Here is a 16,605-nt window from a genome sequence, read left to right as displayed (position 1 = left end):
GCTAAAGGGTTGTCCCACCCGTATGGATGCGAACGAGCGGCTCGAGGCGGGGTCATGAGGGCCACCTTCCGCTCGTTCAGCTGGCTGAACTACCGGCTCTGGTTCGCCGGCGCGCTCGTGTCGAACATCGGCGCGTGGATGCAGCGGACGGCGCAGGACTGGATCGTCCTCACCGAGCTCACCGACCAGGACCCCGTCGCGGTCGGCATCACGATGGCGCTCCAGTTCGGGCCCCTGCTCGTGCTCGGTCCCTTCGCGGGTCCGCTCGTGGACCGCATCCCCGGCCGCCGGCTGCTCGTCCTCACCCAGATCGCGCAGGCGGTCCTCGCGCTGGCCCTCGGCGTGCTGCTCCTCACCGGCACGGCGCAGCTGTGGATGGTGTACGGCTTCGCGCTCCTCCTCGGCATCGTGACCGCCGTCGACAACCCCGCCCGGCAGACCTTCGTCGGCGAGCTCGTGCCCGCCCCGGACCTGCCGAACGCGGTCGCCCTGAACGCCGCGAGCTTCAACGGGGCCCGCCTCATCGGCCCCGCCGTCGCCGGCGTCACGACGGCCGCCATCGGCTCCGGCTGGGTGTTCCTGGTCAACGCGGCGACCTATACCGCGGTGCTCGCCGCACTCGCCGCCCTGCGGCGCTCCGAGCTCCAGGAGGTGGAGAAGGCGCCGCGCGGCAGCGGCGGCCTCCGCGAGGGTCTCCGCTACGTGCGCGGGAGGCCCGACCTCGTCGCGATCCTCGCGATGGTCTTCCTCGTCGGCACGTTCGGCCTCAACTTCCCGATCTTCACGAGCACCATGGCCCGCATCGAGTTCGGGATGGGCGCCAGCGAGTTCGGCCTCCTCTCGTCGGTGCTCGCGATCGGCTCCGTCGTCGGCGCCCTGGGCGCGGCGCACCGGAACCAGCCGCGCGTGACGGTGATCGGCCTGTCCGCCGCGGGCTTCGGGGTGTTCTGCACCATCGCGGCGCTCATGCCCACCTACGTCGCCTTCGCGATCGCGCTCGTCCCGATCGGGCTCTGCTCGATGATCATGACGACGAGCGCGAACGCCTACGTGCAGACCACGACGGAGCCCACCATGCGGGGCCGCGTCATGTCGCTGTACATGGCGCTGTTCGCCGGCACGACCTTGATCGGCGCCCCGATCGTCGGCTGGGTCGCCGGGCTCCTCGGCCCGCGCTGGGCGCTGGGCGTGGGCGCGCTGTCGGGGGTGCTCGCCGCGCTGGTCGGACTCGCCTGGCTGCTCGCGTCCCGCCGGGCGCGACTGCGGTCGGCGGAGGACTCCAAGGGCGGCCGTTCCGAGGGCGCGCAGGGCCCCTCCGCGGGACTCGAAGCACCGCGGGCGGTGCCGGTCGCGCGGGAGCGGGCGCCGCGAAGCGCACCCGACGCGGCCTGAGCGCCCTCGGCCGACTTCCCCGGTCCCGCAGGCTTCCGCGGGATGGCCGACGAAGCCGCCGCGGAGGCTGCGGCGGGACCGGCGCGCCGGCGGGAGTCAGTACCGGTAGTGCTCGACCTTGTAGGGACCCGAGGGGTCCACGCCGATGTAGCGGGCCTGCTCCGGCGTCAGCTCCGTGAGCTCGACGCCGAGGGCGTCGAGGTGCAGGCGGGCGACCTGCTCGTCGAGCCGCTTCGGCATGATGTGCACGCCCGTCGGGTACTCCTCCGGGCGGCCGTACAGCTCGAGCTGTGCGAGCACCTGGTTGCTGAACGAGGTGCTCATGACGAAGGAGGGATGCCCGGTCGCGTTGCCGAGGTTCATCAGGCGCCCCTCGGAGAGCACGAGGACGCTCCGTCCGGTCGGCAGCCGCCACTCGTGCACCTGCGCCTTGATCTCGACTTTCTCGGCCCGGCCGTCCGCCGCGAGCGCCTCGAGGCCCGCCATGTCAATCTCGTTGTCGAAGTGCCCCACGTTCGCGACGATCGCGAGGTGCTTGAGACCGAGGATGTGGTCCACGGTCACGACGTTCGAGTTGCCGGTCGCGGTGATGAGGATGTCGACCTGCTTCAGCACGGACTCCAGGCGCGCGACCTGGTAGCCGTCCATCGCCGCCTGCAGGGCGTTGATGGGGTCCACCTCGCTGACGATGACGCGGGCGCCCTGGCCGCGGAGCGCCTCGGCCGCGCCCTTGCCGACGTCGCCGTAGCCGACGACGAAGGCGACCTTGCCGCCGATGAGGACGTCGGTGGCGCGGTTGAGGCCGTCGGGCAGGGAGTGCCGGATGCCGTAGCGGTTGTCGAACTTGCTCTTCGTGACGGCGTCGTTGACGTTGATCGCGGGGAACAGCAGCTTGCCATCGCGAGCCAGCTCGTAGAGGCGGTGCACACCCGTCGTGGTCTCCTCGCTGACGCCCCGGATGTCGGCGGCGATGCGGGTCCAGCGCTGCGGGTCGCGGTCGAGGGAGCGGCGCAGGAGGTCGAGGACGATGCCGAACTCGGCGCTGTCGCCGTCGGATGCGGAGGCGACCCGGCCCGCCCGCTCGAACTCGACGCCCTTGTGCACGAGCAGGGTGGCGTCGCCGCCGTCGTCGAGGATCATGTTCGGCCCGGTCCAGGTCTCCCCGGCCGCGGCTGCCTCGGCGCTCCAGTCGAAGATCTCCTCGGCGGCCTCCCAGTACTCGGTGAGGGTCTCGCCCTTCCAGGCGAACACCGGGACACCGGCGGGCGCGTCCGGCGTGCCGGAGGGGCCGACCACGACGGCCGCGGCGGCCTCGTCCTGCGTGGAGAAGATGTTGCAGCTCGCCCAGCGGACCTGGGCGCCCAGCGCGACGAGGGTCTCGATGAGCACGGCGGTCTGGACCGTCATGTGCAGCGAGCCCGCGATACGCGCGCCCTTGAGCGGCTGCGCATCCCCGTACTCGGCGCGGAGCGCCATGAGCCCCGGCATCTCGTTCTCGGCGAGGCGGATCTGGTGCCGGCCGGACTCGGCCAGCGTGATGTCCGCGATCCGGTACTGCAGGCCGCTCTCGGTCGTGGCGGTGGCCGTCATGCTCATTGCGTCATTCTCCCATCGGCGTCCAAGGTGTGACCGTCCCGCCCTCCGCCGTATTCCCTCCGGGTCCTCGCGCTCGACAGGCATACGTGCCGTCGACAGGCCCACGGACGGCGTGTCGTGCTGTCGGGCGCCGGATCGCCTGTCGAGCGCAAGCGTCGCCAGGGATCAGAAGTCGACGTCGGGGGCGAGGGACATGTGGCGGACGATCTGCCAGCCCTGAGGGGCGGACAGGCGCTCCGCGTGCCGGTCGCAGAGGTCGTAGCTGTGCGGCTCGGCCTTCTGGCTCAGGGGACCGAGCACCGCCATGGAGTCGGCGTAGACGTAGGTGAGCGTCGCCACCGCCTGGTTCTGGCACCCCGTCCGGGAGCACGGCCTTCTGGTCATCGCGGTTCAGGATAATCTGCGGACCCGGCGCGAGTAGCATGGCGCCATGCCTCGCTCACGATCCGCGGCGGGACGGATCCGGGCCCCTCGGGCTCGTGGACGGGACCGCCACGGCCGAGGACTGCGGTCGTCCGTGACCGGACCGCACCTGCCGATCCTGCGGGGACGCATCGACGTCTTCGAGACGACGGTCGCGGACACCGCCGAGTATCTGCGCGGCCTGTGGCCCGAGCTCGAGCACGTGAGCTTCGAGGTCGCGGGCCTGCCGCGCGCGGTGAGCGGCCCCGGCGTGGACCGCTGGACGGTGCTGCCGCGCGAGGGCCGGATCATCCTCTACCGGCTGCCGATCGAGCGCATGTCGAAGCTCCACGTCAACGACGAGGCGCACGTGCGCATGCTGATCGAGGGCTGCGTCCTCCGCGCCGTCGGCGAGCTCCTCGGCCGGGACCCCTGGGACCTCGCGCCGGATCGCTACCGCCACCCCTGACGCCGCCGTCGCCCTGTCGCCGGTGAGCGGCTCCCCGGCCGCTGCTCGCCCGGACGGCGTCAGCGGTAGATGGTGAGGGGCGTCGCGAGCGGGTTGGCGGCGCGCACCGGCTGGGCGGCCAGCAGCCCCTCCCCCGCGTAGCTCACCGACGCCGCGACGGCACCGGTGCTCGTGAGCAGGTGCACGGTGTTCGGCGCCACGTCGAGGACGCCGGTGGAGCGGGCGGGCAGGTCGAGCGTCTGGGTGACACCGCCGCCCTCCACGGTGACCGTCACGGCGTCCTCGCCGGTGTTGGCGACGGACAGCCGCGGCGCGGGGGCGTCGGCGACGGCGAAGGCGGCAGGGCGGGTCAGTGCGCCCGCCGAGGGGAACCAGGCGAGGTCGATCCGCTCGCCCGCCTGCACGGCGACGTCCGTGACCGGCCCGACGACGTCGAACCCGATGCCCTCCTCCGCGGCGTCCTCGGCGGGGAGTTCCTCGTCCCCGCTCTGCGCCGGATCCGGGGGCGCGACGGTCGACGCGCGCGCTGCGGCCACGACGGGCTCTGTCGCCGTCAGGGTCACGGTGTACGTGCCGTCCGCGAGCCCCTCGAAGGGCACCTCGACCACCCGACCGGCCTTCGCCTCGACCTCGAGCGACGTGCCGACCCCGCCCGCCGTCTCGGGCACGACACCGATCGTCACGTCCGCGTCCGCGCGCGGGGCGAGGATGCGCAGGGCCGTCTCGACGTCCTGCGAGCCGCCGACGTGCGCGCGCGCCTCCGCGGCCGCGGCGGTCGTGATCCGGAGACCGGGCACGACCTGCTCGGTCGCCGGCGCGCCCGTGCGGCCCGCGAGGTCGACGCCGCCCGGCTCGAGTCCGCGGACGACCGTGTGCTGCAGCGTCGCCGACACCAGGCCGCCTCGGCTGCGCACCTCGACCGCGAGCTGCGCCTGACCGGGCGCGTAGCCCGCGAGGGAGATCGCGCGCTGGCTGAGGGGTGCGATGACGAGGTCCTGCAGACCCGGGGCCTCGACCGGCCCCTGCCCGGTGTAGAGCGCGAGGTCGACGGTCGCCGCGACCCCGTTGGGATTCGCCAGCAGCAGCAGGCTGGAGCGTCCCGTGTCGGTGGCGCCCGCGACGATCCAGCTCGAGGCCGTGCCCTCGGTGCAGCCGACCACGGCGAGCCCTGCCGCATCGCCCGACCGCACGACCTGCGCCTGCGCCGCCGACAGGAGACCGCTGTCGTCGGCGGCGCTCGGCGCCGTGAGGACCGCCGAGGCCGCGCCGTCCGCGGCGGTCTCGACGTCGCTGTCCGTGAGCGCCGCGACCGTCGCGGGCGCTCCCGCGATCGTCGCCGCCGTCACGGCCGGAACCCCGTACGAGGTGATCCTCGTCGCGGACTCGAAGTCGCCGAGCTGGAGCAGCGGTCCCGGGCACACCCGCTGCTGGTCGACACCGGCAGGCGCGACCACCGTGCCCGGCGCGCTCGACGCCGTGGCGGGCAGCAGGGTGGCGCCGAGGACGAGCGCGCCGGCCCCGCCGATCGCGACGACGGCCCCCAGCACTCGGCCGCTCGCGCGGATCGCACTACTCGCCATGGCGTCCTCCGACCGCGAGGGATGCCGTGTCCGGGACCGGCCGAGCCGGGGCCTCGGTCCTCGCCCCCCGCTGGGAAAGCCCGGAGCCGCGCCGCGCCTCCCGTTCCGGCCGCACCCAGTCGGCGAGGCCGCTCGTGGGCAGGGCGAGCAGCAGCGTCAGCAGCAGCACGAGGAGCTGCGTCGTGAGGATCGCGGTGCCGAGGGCGGTGTCGAGATTGCCGGGTCCGGTCGGGGCGGGAGCGGACAGACCATCGTCGAGCCCCGTGTAGCGCCAGAGGGTGCCCTGGGTCGTGTCCGTGACGTGGGTGAACAGGGGGTTCGCGTCGAGGGCGGCCACGGTGCGGTCGTGCACCGCCCGGCTCGCGATGTCGCCGGGCTGCAGCAGCACGTAGCCGATGCGCTGCGCCTCGAGCACCGGCACCGGGTCGTAGCCGCTGCGGGAGGCGAGGTTCGCCGCAAGTTCCGTGAGCGTCGAGCCGAGTGCTGCGGATGCCGGCGCCGCCGAGTACAGAGAGCTCTGCTCGTCGAGCGTCGTCCCTGCTCCGCGCTCGATCGCGACCGCCAGCCCGTCGCCGCGCTCGGCGTCGAGCACGAGTGTCCCCACCGTCGGGTCCGTGCTCGCCTCCGCCGCGACCAGCGCCGGAAGCGTCCGGGACGAGCCCGGCACGGCGCCTCCCGTCCCGACCGCGGCCGCCCCGAGGAGCGGGAGGACCGAGGCGGCGACGCCGACGACGGCGACGCCGCCGAGCGCGGCCCGCAGCACGCGCGTCGCGGTGCCCTCGCCGGCGGAGAGCCCGATCACGGCGGCCCCGAGCAGCCCGAGCCAGGTGAGGCTCAGGGCCGACCCGGGCCACGGGGTCACGGCGGCCTCGCCGGCCGAGGCGACCGGGAGACGTGAGCAGAGCACGGCGGTTCCGAAGCCGAGCGCCGCCACGGCCAGCGCGAGCCCGGAGCGGGCCGCGCCCGGCAGGAAGACCGACGCCAGGGCGAGCGCGAGCACCGGCGTCAGGACGAGCACGGCGAGGAGCTGCGCCGCCTCCGGCTCGAGCAGTCCGAGCGACGTCCACCCGGTGGAGTCCGTGCCGGGCAGGGCGACGAGCATCCCCAGTGCGGAGAGGACCGTGTCCCCGGACGCGGACGAGGGCAGCGGGACCCCCGGGTCGGCGAGCACCCCGAGCGGTGTGCCGCGCAGGGCGTGCTGGACGGCGAGCGGCAGGAACAGCACAGCAGCGGGGAGGGGGAGCGCGAGGAGCCGGTGCCAGCCGCGTCCTCGGCGGCCGGCGCAGGCGAGCGCGACCGTGCCGAGGAGCCAGACGGCGAGCAGCGGCAGCGCGAGCGACGGCGCGCCCGCCAGCACGCCCGCCGCGAGGAGCGACGCGGTCGCGGCGGCGGCCCAGGAGCGGCGGGCCGTCGTCAGGGCGAACACGAGCCAGGGCAGCAGGAGGTGGGCGACGACCGCGCCGATCCGGCCCTGGTCGAGCGCCACCAGGAAGGTCGGCGCGAGGGTCCAGCCGGCCGCGGCGACGATCCGGAGCCATGCGCTCCGGGTGAGGCGCGCGGCGGCGAGCCAGGCCGCGAGGGCGGCGAGCGGCAGAGCGCCGAGGTAGAGCAGGACGATCGAGAGCGAGGGCGCCCAGAACGTGACGCTGCCGAGGAGCGCGAGCACCCACGCGAAGGGGTCCGCCGCCCCGGTGAAGCCCGCGCCGAGGCTCCGCCACGCATAGCCGACCTCGCCCCACAGGGCGCCGAGGTCGGCGAGCGGCAGCAGACCGGGAGCGGCGACGGTGGAGGCCCCGAGAAGGGGAAGGTGGATCGCGACCCCGACCACCGCTGCCGCGAGGACGGTCCAGGCCCCTCCACCGGTGAAGAAGTGCACCTCGCCTCTCCCTGCCCTGCGCGCGGAGACGGCATCCTCGAGGGCGAGGGCGCGTCGTCGCCGCACCTCGACCCATGGCAGGCGGAGCGACGCGATGGCCGACCAGCCGAGGGTGCGCTCCCGCCGGAGCCGCCGCCGTGCGGCCGGGATGCAGCGCGCGTGCCCGAAGGCGACGGCGAGCGCGGCGCCGATCTCGCTGAGGACGCTGCCCGGCTGCTTCTTCAGCAGCTGGCCGAGCGCGCGGAGGATGGCGAGCGGGAGCAGCGACAGCCAGTGGATGGGAAGCGCCAGCGGGGGCGCGTAGACGAGGCGGCGGTGCAGCTGCGCCGCACGCGCGAGGTACGAACGTCGCGCGCGGGAGGTGCGCGGTCCGAGCACGGCCGTGCCGGGCGCACGTCGCCCGGCCGAGAGCACCTTCGCGTCGGGGACGACGCTCACCCGGGACCCCGCGAGCCGGGCGCGGATGCAGAAGTCGAGGGCATCGTCGAAGGCGGGCAGCCCGGGATCGAATCCTTCGAGGCGGTCCCAGAGGCGGTGGCGGACGAGCATGCCGGCCGCGGCGACGGCGAGCACGTCGCTCTCCTTGTCGTACTGTGCCTGGTCGAGCAGCGGCTCGGCGAGCTCGACGGCGGTGCCGAAGCGGGTGATGCTGTCGCCGAAGGAGTAGAGGTAGTCCGGGTCCGCCCACTGCATGAGCTTCGGACCGGCCACCGACACGGAGGGCGAGATCTCGAGAGCGGCGAGCAGGGCTCGCAGGGCGTCCGGCTCGGGGGCGTTGTCGGCCGAGAGCAGCCACAGCCACTCGTCGTCGGAGGACGCGGGAGCGACGACCCGGACGCCGGCCTTGACGGCCTCGCCGAAGGACAGGGACGCCGGCGCCGCGACGTGCTGCACGTCGCGGAGCGTCGCGGGATGCTCCGTCACGCGGTGCTTCGCGCCGATGTCGACGATCACGAGCTGGTCCGGCTGCCGGGTCTGCTCGGCGAGCGCCTCGAGGGTGCGGTCGAGGTAGGCGCCCCCGTCATGCGCGACGAGGATCGCTGTCACTTTCGGCCGCACGCTGACACGCTAGGCGGCTCCGCGCCGTCCGTCGACCAGGACACCCCGCCAGGGCGGAGAACCGAGGCGAGCCGGGGCCTGCCGATCAGGAACCACAGGGGGCCGCACGAACAGAAAGGGGCGCCCCGAAGGGCGCCCCTGATGCTGTGTGATCGCCGGCTCAGCTGGCCTGCTTGCGGAGCTTGCGGCGCTCGCGCTCGCTGAGTCCGCCCCAGATGCCGAACCGCTCGTCGTTCTGCAGCGCGTACTCGAGGCACTGGGCACGCACCTCGCAGCTCGTGCAGATCTTCTTGGCCTCACGGGTCGAGCCGCCCTTCTCCGGGAAGAACGCCTCCGGGTCGGTCTGGGCGCAAAGCGCATCCGCCTGCCAGGCGAGAGCGTCGTCGTCCTCGTCCGGCAGCGCCTGCTTGCGGACCCCGGGAACCCCCAGGCGAACCGGGTCTACGAACCAGTCCCCCGGGACCCCCGCCCGGATGTCAGTGATGGCCATTGAAATCTCCCCATGTTGCACGCTGAGCTGGGTGCTCGTGTGCTTCTGGAGTAATTACAACCGTGGAATTACACCCGCGTCAAGGCGCAGACCATAGAGCCTCAACCAACGCTCAAGGGTTGCGACGCGCCGGTAACAGACACGAAATACAGCCGCAAGTCGAGCTGCTTTCAGGCGCCGCACAGCGAGGACGAGGGGATCGCGCAGGAAAAGGAGCGACTCCCCGGCGTGGCGGCCTGCCGTTCCGCGACGATGTGTGCCTCAGGCGTCCGCGGCGCGGCGGGCTTCCCACGCGCTCGCGACCATGTCGTCGAGGCTGTGCCGCATCGCCCACCCGAGATCCCGTGCTGCGAGCTCGCCGTCGGCCACGATCCTGGCGGGGTCGCCGGGGCGGCGAGGGGCCACCTCCGGCTCGAAGTCGATGCCGGTGCCCTTGGCCATCGCGGTCATGATCTCCTGCACCGAGACGCCATCCCCTGAGCCGAGGTTGTAGACGGGCTCGACGGGCTGTCCCTGCTCGAGCCGCTTCGCGGCCTCCACGTGCGCCGCGGCGAGGTCCGCCACATGGATGTAGTCGCGGACGCACGTCCCGTCGGGCGTCGCGTAGTCGTCGCCGAAGACCTTCGGCCGCCGGCCGTCGAGGAGCGCGTCGAACACCAGGGGGAACAGGTTGTGCGGACTGGCGTCGTAGATGTCGGGATACCCGGAGCCGACGACGTTGAAGTAGCGGAGCGACGTGTGCCGCAGGCCGATGGCGCGCTCCTGGTCGCGCATCAGCCACTCGCCGATGAGCTTGGACTCGCCGTAGGGGGATTCCGGCCGCGTGGGCGTCTCCTCGGTCACGAGGTCGACGTCCGGCGTCCCGTACACGGCGGCGCTGGAGGAGAACACGATCCGGTCGACGCCCTTGTCCGCCATGACGCCGAGCAGGGTCGCCGTCCCGGTCACGTTCTGCTGATACGTGTGCAGCGGCCGCTGCACCGAGACCCCGGCGTACTTGAACCCCGCCAGATGCACGACGCCGATGATCTCGTGGTCCTCGAAGACCGACTCGAGCCGGACACCGTCGAGGATGCTGGCGCGCACGAACGTCGCGTCGTCCCTCACGAAGGAGCGGACGCCGCTCGAGAGGTCGTCGACCACGACGGTCGCGATGCCCGCCTCGCTGAACGCCCGCACCACGTGCGCTCCGATGTACCCGGCGCCGCCGGTGACCAGCCATGCCATGCGGCCAGCCTATCGACGGCACCGGGAGGGCCCGCGCCGGGCCATCAGGAGAGCGACCCGCTCCCCTGCTCCCAGCCGTGGCTGCGGGGAAGCGAGAGCCGACGGCCGTAGCCGTCGGTGCGCAGGGCGACGACCGTCTCGACGGCGGCCGCGACGGCGAGGACCAGAAGGAGGATGAGCACGATCATGGCGGGAACGCTACGGTTGCGCTGTTTCAGCCACGAGTGGCAGGATTGCCGTCGTCCGTGCAGTTCCTGCCACTAGCCGCACCAGTCGGAAGGCTCGCCGTGCTCCAGAAGATCGTCTGCATCGCGCTCCCCGGGATGGCGCACTTCGAGTTCGGGACCATCTGCGAGGTCTTCGGCATCGACCGCAGCGACATGGGCGGTCCCCGGTTCGACTTCCGTGTCGTCGCCGCCGATCCGGGTCCGGTGCCAACCAAGCACGGCCTCAGCATCGTCGTCCCCGACGACCTCGGCGCGGCCGAGGACGCCGACCTCATCGCCATCCCCGCCTACCTCTGGAAGGGATTCGACGAGCGCGTCCTCGACGTGATCCGGCGTGCCGCGGCCCGGGGCGCGTGGGTGCTCAGCGTCTGCAGCGGCGCGTTCTACCTCGCCGAGGCGGGAGTGCTGGACGGGCGGCGGGCGACGACCCACTGGATGTACACCGGCCTGCTCGCCGAGCGGTATCCCTCGGTCGAGGTCGATCAGAACGTGCTCTTCGTCGAGCAGGGCAACATCGTCACCGGGGCCGGGACCGCGGCAGGGATCGACGCCGCGCTGCACATCGTCCGCAAGGAGCTGGGCGCCGCCGCCGCCAACATCATCGCCCGGCGGATGGTCGTCCCGCCCCAGCGCGACGGGGGCCAGGCCCAGTACATCGACACCCCGGTCCCCGAATGCCGCACGGACTCCTTCGCCGAGGTCCTCGACTGGATGCTCGAGAACCTGCAGGAGGAGCTGACGATCGAGCAGCTGTCGCGCAAGGCGCTCATGTCGACCCGCACCTTCGCGCGGCGGTTCCGGGCGGAGACCGGCACGACCCCGGCGGCCTGGCTGAATCGCCAGCGGGTGATCCGCGCCCAGGAGCTCCTCGAGGAGACCTCTCTCGGGCTGGAGCAGATCGCGCAGCAGACCGGCTTCGGGTCGGCCGCGGTCATGCGGCACCACTTCGTCAAGGTCCTGCAGACCAGTCCGCTGGCGTATCGGCGCACCTTCGGAGCCGCGCACCTGACCGACGAGCTCCAGACCGCCTAGCAGGGCACCAGCGGAGAGTCCAGCCGCTGCCGGGGGACTATCCGGGAAGCGCACTCGGCGGAGGCCGCCGTAGTGCCCCGGACGGCCGGGAGGTACGGTGCCGGGTACACCCGGTCCGAGGGGGCGACGGCCGCGGACGCCGAGACCCTCAGTCGGCGGGGCGGGAGGCCCGCCGACTGAGATTCCGGTCCCCGTCCTCCCCGCCTCGAGCGCTCCCGCCTTCCCGCCTCGAGCGCTTCCGCCGTCGGACACCGCAGCGTCAGCGGTTCACGGTAGCCACGAACACGGTCCCGGTGCCCTCGAGCCGCAGCTCCGCCTCGTCGGGCGTGACGAATGCCGCCTGTCCCGGTCCGATCACCGCGGAGGACCTCCCGCCGGTCACGGTCGTGGTGCCGCCGATCGCGAGCACGATGCCCGGGCCGGGAAGGAGGACCGAGGCCGGGGACGTGGCGGATCGCTCCTCGCCGTTCCGCCGAAGGTCCACCCGCGCGAGAAGGAAGTCGGGCACGTCCGGCCGGAACAGCCGGACCCCCGGTCCCGCCTCCTCGGCCTCCAGGAACGGAGGAGGCACGGGTGAGAAGCGGACCACCTTCTGCAGCTCACGCGTGTCGATGTGCTTCGAGGTCAGTCCCCCGCGCACGACGTTGTCCGACGCCGCCATGATCTCGACGGCGAGTCCGCGCAGGTACGCGTGGATGTTGCCGGAGGGCAGGTAGAGCCCCTGCCCCTCGGGCAGGCTCACCCTGTTCATGAGCAGCGCGACGAGGATGCCCGGGTCGCCCGGGTGCCGGTCCTGCAGCTCGGCCAGCGTCTCGAACTCGAGCCGGTGAGGCGACGTCCGCGGCGCGCGGCGGGCCGCCCGAGCCACAGCCCCGATCGTCGCCTCCGCCTCCTCGGACCCCTCGAACGCCAGCGCCACCATGCGCCGCAGAACGGCTTCGTCGTCCTCGTCGAGCGCCCCCGCGAGCCGGCTCAGCCGATCCGCGTCCTCCGCGGCGCCGGCATCCCGCGCGATGCCCTCCAGCTCCTCGAGGAGCTGCCGGGTGAGGAACGGGTCGCGGAACCCGGCCAGCACCTCGAAGGCCTCGCCGAGGGCGACGACGAGCTCCGGCTTGTGCCGATCGTCGCGGTACACGCGGCGATCGGCATCGCTCGGCACGCCCGCCGACGTCTCCCGCTCGAAGCCCTCCCGGGCCTGCTCCGGTGAGGGGTGCGCCTGGATGGACAGCGGCTCGTCGGCCGCGAGCACCTTGAGCAGGAAGGGCAGCGTGTCGCCGCTGCGGTCGGGGCCGAGCGCGCGCTCCGGGTCCGCGGCGATCCACCTGTCGAGCGTGGCGTGCCCGTCGGCGGCACCGGGGTCGACGATGCGACTCGGGGCGAGCGGGTGCGCGCCCAGCCACAGCTCCGCCTCGGGCCCTCCGGACGGCTTCCGGCCGAGGAGCTCCGCCAGAGCGCGCCTCGACCCCCACGCGTAGTCCCGGGGGGTGTTGGTGATCGCTACGAACACGGTCCGCCCCTTCTGCCCGGATCAACCTACCAATGGCGCTGGCCGGGGAACGACGGCCCCCCGATCAAGGGAGTATTCAGAGATATGAACGCCTAACTAAGATCCGAATATCGGCTGAACCCGCAGCCGCCCTGCCAACCCGAGGCACAAGTCATGGGGAACCCCCTCCCTGAGACGGCAAGCGAAGACACGCGCGTCTCCGAACACCAGGCGTTGAGAACGCTGCTGACCTCCCTCCTGCACTGGCGGGAGAACGACCACGCCTTCAGGCTGACCGCGCTCACGGTCTTCGCTTGGGCCGGCGGCGCGGCGGTCACGTCGCTGATCCTCGGCTCTCCCTTCCTCCTCCCCGGCTTCTCGAGCCCGTCGCTGCACCTCATCCTCGAGACCGCGGACGCGTGCGTGGCGGTCCTCGTCGTCTACCTGCTCATCGGCCGCTTCCTCCGGGACCGGGGCCTGCGGAACCTGCTCCTCGCGCAGGGTCTCGCGATGCTGCCGCTCGGCGGGTTCGTCCTGCGCTTCCTCTCCGACGCGGTCCTGCCGGACTCGGGGTTCGTCGAGGTGTGGCTCCCGCTCGCGGTCCGCCAGATCGGCGCGATCCTCATCGTCGTGGCGGCCCTGCTTCCCCAGCATCTCGCCCGCCGCATGGTGTCCCGCCCGGCGGCCGCGCTCGGGTGGACCACCCTCCTGATCGTCGTGCTCATGGTGGCCGGCCTCTTCTGGATCTTCCGGGACTCGCTCCCCTCGCAGCGCAACGGCGGCTTCCTCGCCGACGGTCTCGCGTCGGGCCACCCCCTCTACACGCTCTCGCTGGCGTTCTCGGGGGCCTGCTTCCTCGTGGCGTCGATCGCCTTCGCCACACGCGCCCTGCGGATCCGCGATCACCTCCTGTTCTGGCTCGGCCCGGCGTGCGCCCTGGCCGGCTTCGCCCGCATCAACTACCTCCTCTTCCCCGCCGAGACCCCGGACTGGCTGCACACGGGAGACCTGCTGCGGACGGGCTTCTACGTGCTCCTGCTCATCGGAGCGGCCAAGGAGATCCAGCGGTACTGGGGCGCGCGCGCCTACGAGGCGGTGCTCGCCGACCGGCGGCGGGTCGCGCGAGAGCTGCACGACGGCGTCATCCAGGAGCTCGCGTTCATCCGTTCCGAGAGTCACGCGCTGCCCGACGCCGCCCCCGCCAAGGAGCAGATCATCCGATCCACGGACCGTGCGCTCGACGAGGCGCGGGCCGCCCTCATCGCCCTCGAGCAGGCGGGCGACGAGGAGCTGGGCCTCGTCATCTACAGCGCAGCGCGCGAGGCGGCGCAGCGCTTCGGCGTGGAGCTCGAGGTGGACCTCGACGACTCGATCGAGGCCGAGCCCGCCCAGCAGCATGCCCTCGCGCGCATAACGCGTGAGGCGATCTCGAACGCCGCTCGCCACGGTCACGCCCGACATGTCCGCGTGCGCATGTTCCAGGACGGCGCTCGGCGCACGCTCGTGATCTCGGACGACGGCGACGGGTTCGACATCTCCATCGCGTCGGAGCGCCGCGGTGGATATGGTCTGATCAGCATGCGGGAACGAGCCCACGCGCTTCCCGGGGATTTCGCGATCGCGTCGGAGCCGAGCAGAGGAAGTGTGGTGACCGTCACGTGGTAGAGAGGGACGCTATCCGAGCCGTGATCGCGGACGATCACGTGCCTCTGCGGGGGCGGATCCGTGCCGCGCTGGAAGCGGGCGGCATCGAGGTCGTGGCCGAAGCCGGCACCGCCGAGCAGGCCGTCCAGCTGACCCTCGAGCACGAGCCGGACGTCGCCCTGCTCGACGTCCACATGCCGGGCAACGGCATCCGCGCCGCCCTGAGGATCGGCAAGGAGGCGCCGGGCACCGCGGTCGTGATGCTCACCCAGTCAAAGGAGGACGAGGACCTCTTCGACTCCCTGCGCGCGGGCGCCGTGGGCTACCTGCTCAAGGACACCAGCCCCGCCGCCCTGCCGGTGGCCCTGCGGTCCGTGCTCGCCGGCGAGGCGGCGATGCCGCCCTCGCTCGTCGCCCGGGTGCTGCAGGAGTTCCGTGGCCCGAGCCGCCGTCGCTTCGCGCTGCGCTCCCCGCAGACGGAGAAGCTGAGCCCGCGCGAGTACGAGGTGATGGAGATGCTCAGCCAGGGCAAGTCGACAGAGGAGGTCGCGAAGGAGCTCTTCCTCTCCCCCACCACGGTCCGCGTGCACGTGTCGACGGTGCTCAAGAAGCTCGCCGTGAAGGACCGCGAGAGCGCGTTCAGCCTCCTGCGAGGGGACTCCGGCCGCTCTCGATGATCGCGAGGAGCGTCTGGGCGAGCTCCTCGGCGGCATCCAGCGTGTACTCGCGCCCGCCGATCAAGACGTACGGGCCGTCGCTCTGGCCGGTCTCCGGGTCGTAGGACATCACGAGCTGGGCGACGACGCCCTCGGCGATGTCGAGCATGCGTCCCTGGTGCACCAGATCCTCCTCACCGAGGATCATCCCGTGTCGCACGACGCACCAGTCCGGGCACGCGGACATGCGAGGGGGCGCCCCTTCGGGGACGCGGGCGCTGGCATCGGGCACGGCGCTCCTTTCGCATGTTCGTTCTCCGAGACGCTAGAGCGTTCGGATGCCCGGAGGACAGCCGACGTTCAGATTCTCGAACGGTCGCCTCCGCCGTCCCCGCTGACGCGCCTGGCCGCTCCCAAGGGGAGGCCTGCCCCATACTGGCGGGGTGCTCCCGGTCGGCCTCGCGTTCCCGCTGGCCGCCCTCGCCGTCGGCGGGATCGCCGGCGCCTTCCTGGTGACGCCGGCGCAGCACGCGGTCAAGGGTCCCGTCCGCTTCGGCCGGGCCATCCGCCTTCTCGCAGCCGTCGTCGCGGCGGCCCTCTTCGCGGTCGTCGCGTGGCGTCTCGAAGCAGAGCCGTCCGCACTGCCCGTCCTCCTGCTCGTCGCCGCGGGCGTCGTGCTCAGCCTCGTCGACCTCGCCGAGAAGCGCCTCCCGAACCGGGTGCTCGGCGTCGCCGCGATCGTCGTCGGGGCCGGCCTCCTCGTCGCGGTCGTCGTCGAGGGCGACTGGGGCCGGCTCCTGCCGGCCGCGCTCGGCGCGGTCGCCCTCTTCGCGATCTACTTCGTGCTCGCGCTCCTCTCGCCCCGGGGGCTCGGGATGGGCGACGTCAAGCTCTCGGCCCTGCTCGGGCTGGTCCTCGGCTGGTTCGGCTGGGACACCTGGCTGATCGGTCTCGTCGCCGGGTTCCTGGCCGGCGCAGTCGTCTCCCTCATCGCCCTCGCCCTGCGACGCGTCACCCGGACGAGCCTCCTCCCCTTCGGCCCCTCGATGCTCGTGGGCGCCCTCCTCGCGATCGTGCTGGGCTGAGCGGCCTGCTCCTCGCGCCGCGGCGCCCGCCTGCCGCCCGGAAGTTCAAGAACCTGAACGCACCGTTCAGAGCGCTGAACGATCCCCTTACGCCGCTCGCGCCGGCTCCTAACGTCCTTTCCTGTCGGGCAACCCGCCCGGATCACCGAAAACACTCCACGTCCCCGATTGGAAGACCCGAAATGAAGTTCGTCACCGACATCCAGGCCCGCATCAACAGCCTCCGCGCGGAGGAGGACGGCGCCAGCGCCGTCGAGTACGGCCTGCTCGTCTCGCTGATCGCCGTCGTCATCGTCGCCGGCGTCACGCTCATCGGCACGACCCTGAACGGCACCTTCACCGGCGTCGCCGGCAGCCTCTGATCCGAAGAGCCCGACGATCGCG

16 protein-coding genes are annotated in these 16,605 nt (G+C 72.6%); 7 read left to right on the top strand and 9 right to left on the bottom strand.

From position 1 onward, the window contains the following. Positions 1 to 54 precede the first annotated feature (54 nt). Positions 55 to 1,392: an MFS transporter gene (locus tag J3P30_RS08675; RefSeq protein WP_210480653.1), complete on the top strand. Its 1,338-nt coding sequence runs from the start codon at positions 55 to 57 to the stop codon at positions 1,390 to 1,392. 96 nt (positions 1,393 to 1,488) lie between these two features. Here J3P30_RS08675 and ahcY read toward each other — a convergent pair whose 3' ends face one another. Together ahcY and J3P30_RS08665 are read right to left on the bottom strand one after the other, a co-directional pair. Further along, positions 1,489 to 2,982 (bottom strand): adenosylhomocysteinase, encoded by a 1,494-nt coding sequence (gene ahcY, locus J3P30_RS08670; RefSeq protein ID WP_374058566.1) that lies wholly within the window; start codon positions 2,980 to 2,982, stop codon positions 1,489 to 1,491. Positions 2,983 to 3,153: 171 nt separating this feature from the next. Next, positions 3,154 to 3,372 (bottom strand): DUF3499 domain-containing protein, encoded by a 219-nt coding sequence (locus J3P30_RS08665; RefSeq protein WP_210480651.1) that lies wholly within the window; start codon positions 3,370 to 3,372, stop codon positions 3,154 to 3,156. A gap of 46 nt (positions 3,373 to 3,418) precedes the next feature. On the opposite strand from J3P30_RS08665, the gene J3P30_RS08660 reads away from it, so the two are divergent. Continuing rightward, on the top strand, positions 3,419 to 3,859 hold the full coding sequence (locus tag J3P30_RS08660; protein ID WP_210480650.1) for a metallopeptidase family protein: 441 nt from the start codon (positions 3,419 to 3,421) through the stop codon (positions 3,857 to 3,859). Positions 3,860 to 3,918: 59 nt separating this feature from the next. Here the strand turns inward: J3P30_RS08660 and J3P30_RS08655 are convergent, their stop codons facing one another. The 5 genes from J3P30_RS08655 to J3P30_RS08635 form a co-directional block, all read right to left on the bottom strand. Further along, positions 3,919 to 5,439 (bottom strand): DUF5719 family protein, encoded by a 1,521-nt coding sequence (locus J3P30_RS08655; RefSeq protein WP_210480649.1) that lies wholly within the window; start codon positions 5,437 to 5,439, stop codon positions 3,919 to 3,921. Beyond that, positions 5,429 to 8,374, bottom strand: a complete 2,946-nt coding sequence (locus J3P30_RS08650) for a glycosyltransferase family 2 protein (RefSeq protein ID WP_210480648.1) — start codon at positions 8,372 to 8,374, stop codon at positions 5,429 to 5,431. The genes J3P30_RS08655 and J3P30_RS08650 overlap by 11 nt, the downstream gene beginning before the upstream one ends. A 160-nt stretch (positions 8,375 to 8,534) precedes the next feature. After that, the gene (locus J3P30_RS08645; protein WP_210480647.1) at positions 8,535 to 8,864 is read right to left on the bottom strand and encodes a WhiB family transcriptional regulator; all 330 of its coding nucleotides are present in this window, start codon (positions 8,862 to 8,864) and stop codon (positions 8,535 to 8,537) included. A gap of 261 nt (positions 8,865 to 9,125) precedes the next feature. Beyond that, positions 9,126 to 10,091, bottom strand: coding sequence for a UDP-glucose 4-epimerase GalE (gene galE, locus J3P30_RS08640; RefSeq protein ID WP_210480646.1), 966 nt, complete (start codon positions 10,089 to 10,091; stop codon positions 9,126 to 9,128). 44 nt (positions 10,092 to 10,135) lie between these two features. Continuing rightward, positions 10,136 to 10,279 carry a hypothetical protein gene (locus J3P30_RS08635; protein ID WP_210480645.1) on the bottom strand — a complete coding sequence of 48 codons (144 nt, stop codon included), beginning with the start codon at positions 10,277 to 10,279 and terminating at the stop codon, positions 10,136 to 10,138. Positions 10,280 to 10,378: 99 nt separating this feature from the next. Here J3P30_RS08635 and J3P30_RS08630 point away from each other — a divergent pair, with 99 nt between their 5' ends. Then, a complete protein-coding gene (locus J3P30_RS08630) occupies positions 10,379 to 11,350 on the top strand; it encodes a GlxA family transcriptional regulator (RefSeq protein ID WP_210480644.1) in 972 nt (323 codons plus the stop codon). A gap of 259 nt (positions 11,351 to 11,609) precedes the next feature. Here J3P30_RS08630 and manA read toward each other — a convergent pair whose 3' ends face one another. Then, positions 11,610 to 12,857 (bottom strand): mannose-6-phosphate isomerase, class I, encoded by a 1,248-nt coding sequence (gene manA / locus J3P30_RS08625; RefSeq protein WP_210480643.1) that lies wholly within the window; start codon positions 12,855 to 12,857, stop codon positions 11,610 to 11,612. 213 nt (positions 12,858 to 13,070) lie between these two features. Here manA and J3P30_RS08620 point away from each other — a divergent pair, with 213 nt between their 5' ends. Both J3P30_RS08620 and J3P30_RS15605 read left to right on the top strand, forming a co-directional pair. Further along, positions 13,071 to 14,501, top strand: a complete 1,431-nt coding sequence (locus tag J3P30_RS08620; RefSeq protein ID WP_210480642.1) for an ATP-binding protein — start codon at positions 13,071 to 13,073, stop codon at positions 14,499 to 14,501. Continuing rightward, positions 14,495 to 15,157 (top strand): response regulator transcription factor, encoded by a 663-nt coding sequence (locus tag J3P30_RS15605; protein ID WP_210480641.1) that lies wholly within the window; start codon positions 14,495 to 14,497, stop codon positions 15,155 to 15,157. Before J3P30_RS08620 ends, J3P30_RS15605 begins: the two co-directional genes overlap by 7 nt. Here J3P30_RS15605 and J3P30_RS08610 read toward each other — a convergent pair. After that, complete coding sequence (locus J3P30_RS08610; protein WP_210480640.1) at positions 15,120 to 15,428, bottom strand: hypothetical protein; 309 nt, start codon at positions 15,426 to 15,428, stop codon at positions 15,120 to 15,122. The two genes, J3P30_RS15605 and J3P30_RS08610, sit on opposite strands and share 38 nt — an antisense overlap. Before the next feature lie 151 nt (positions 15,429 to 15,579). Here J3P30_RS08610 and J3P30_RS08605 point away from each other — a divergent pair, with 151 nt between their 5' ends. Both J3P30_RS08605 and J3P30_RS08600 read left to right on the top strand, forming a co-directional pair. Continuing rightward, positions 15,580 to 16,221, top strand: coding sequence for an A24 family peptidase (locus tag J3P30_RS08605; protein WP_210480639.1), 642 nt, complete (start codon positions 15,580 to 15,582; stop codon positions 16,219 to 16,221). A gap of 182 nt (positions 16,222 to 16,403) precedes the next feature. Further along, entirely contained in the window at positions 16,404 to 16,583 is a 180-nt protein-coding gene (locus J3P30_RS08600) for a Flp family type IVb pilin (RefSeq protein ID WP_210480638.1), read from the top strand. Positions 16,584 to 16,605 lie beyond the last annotated feature (22 nt).

Source organism: Naasia sp. SYSU D00948, assembly GCF_017916515.1.
Taxonomy (GTDB): domain Bacteria; phylum Actinomycetota; class Actinomycetes; order Actinomycetales; family Microbacteriaceae; genus Naasia.
Note: the sequence above shows the minus strand (reverse complement) of the source record. Positions and strands in the feature narration are given on the sequence as shown.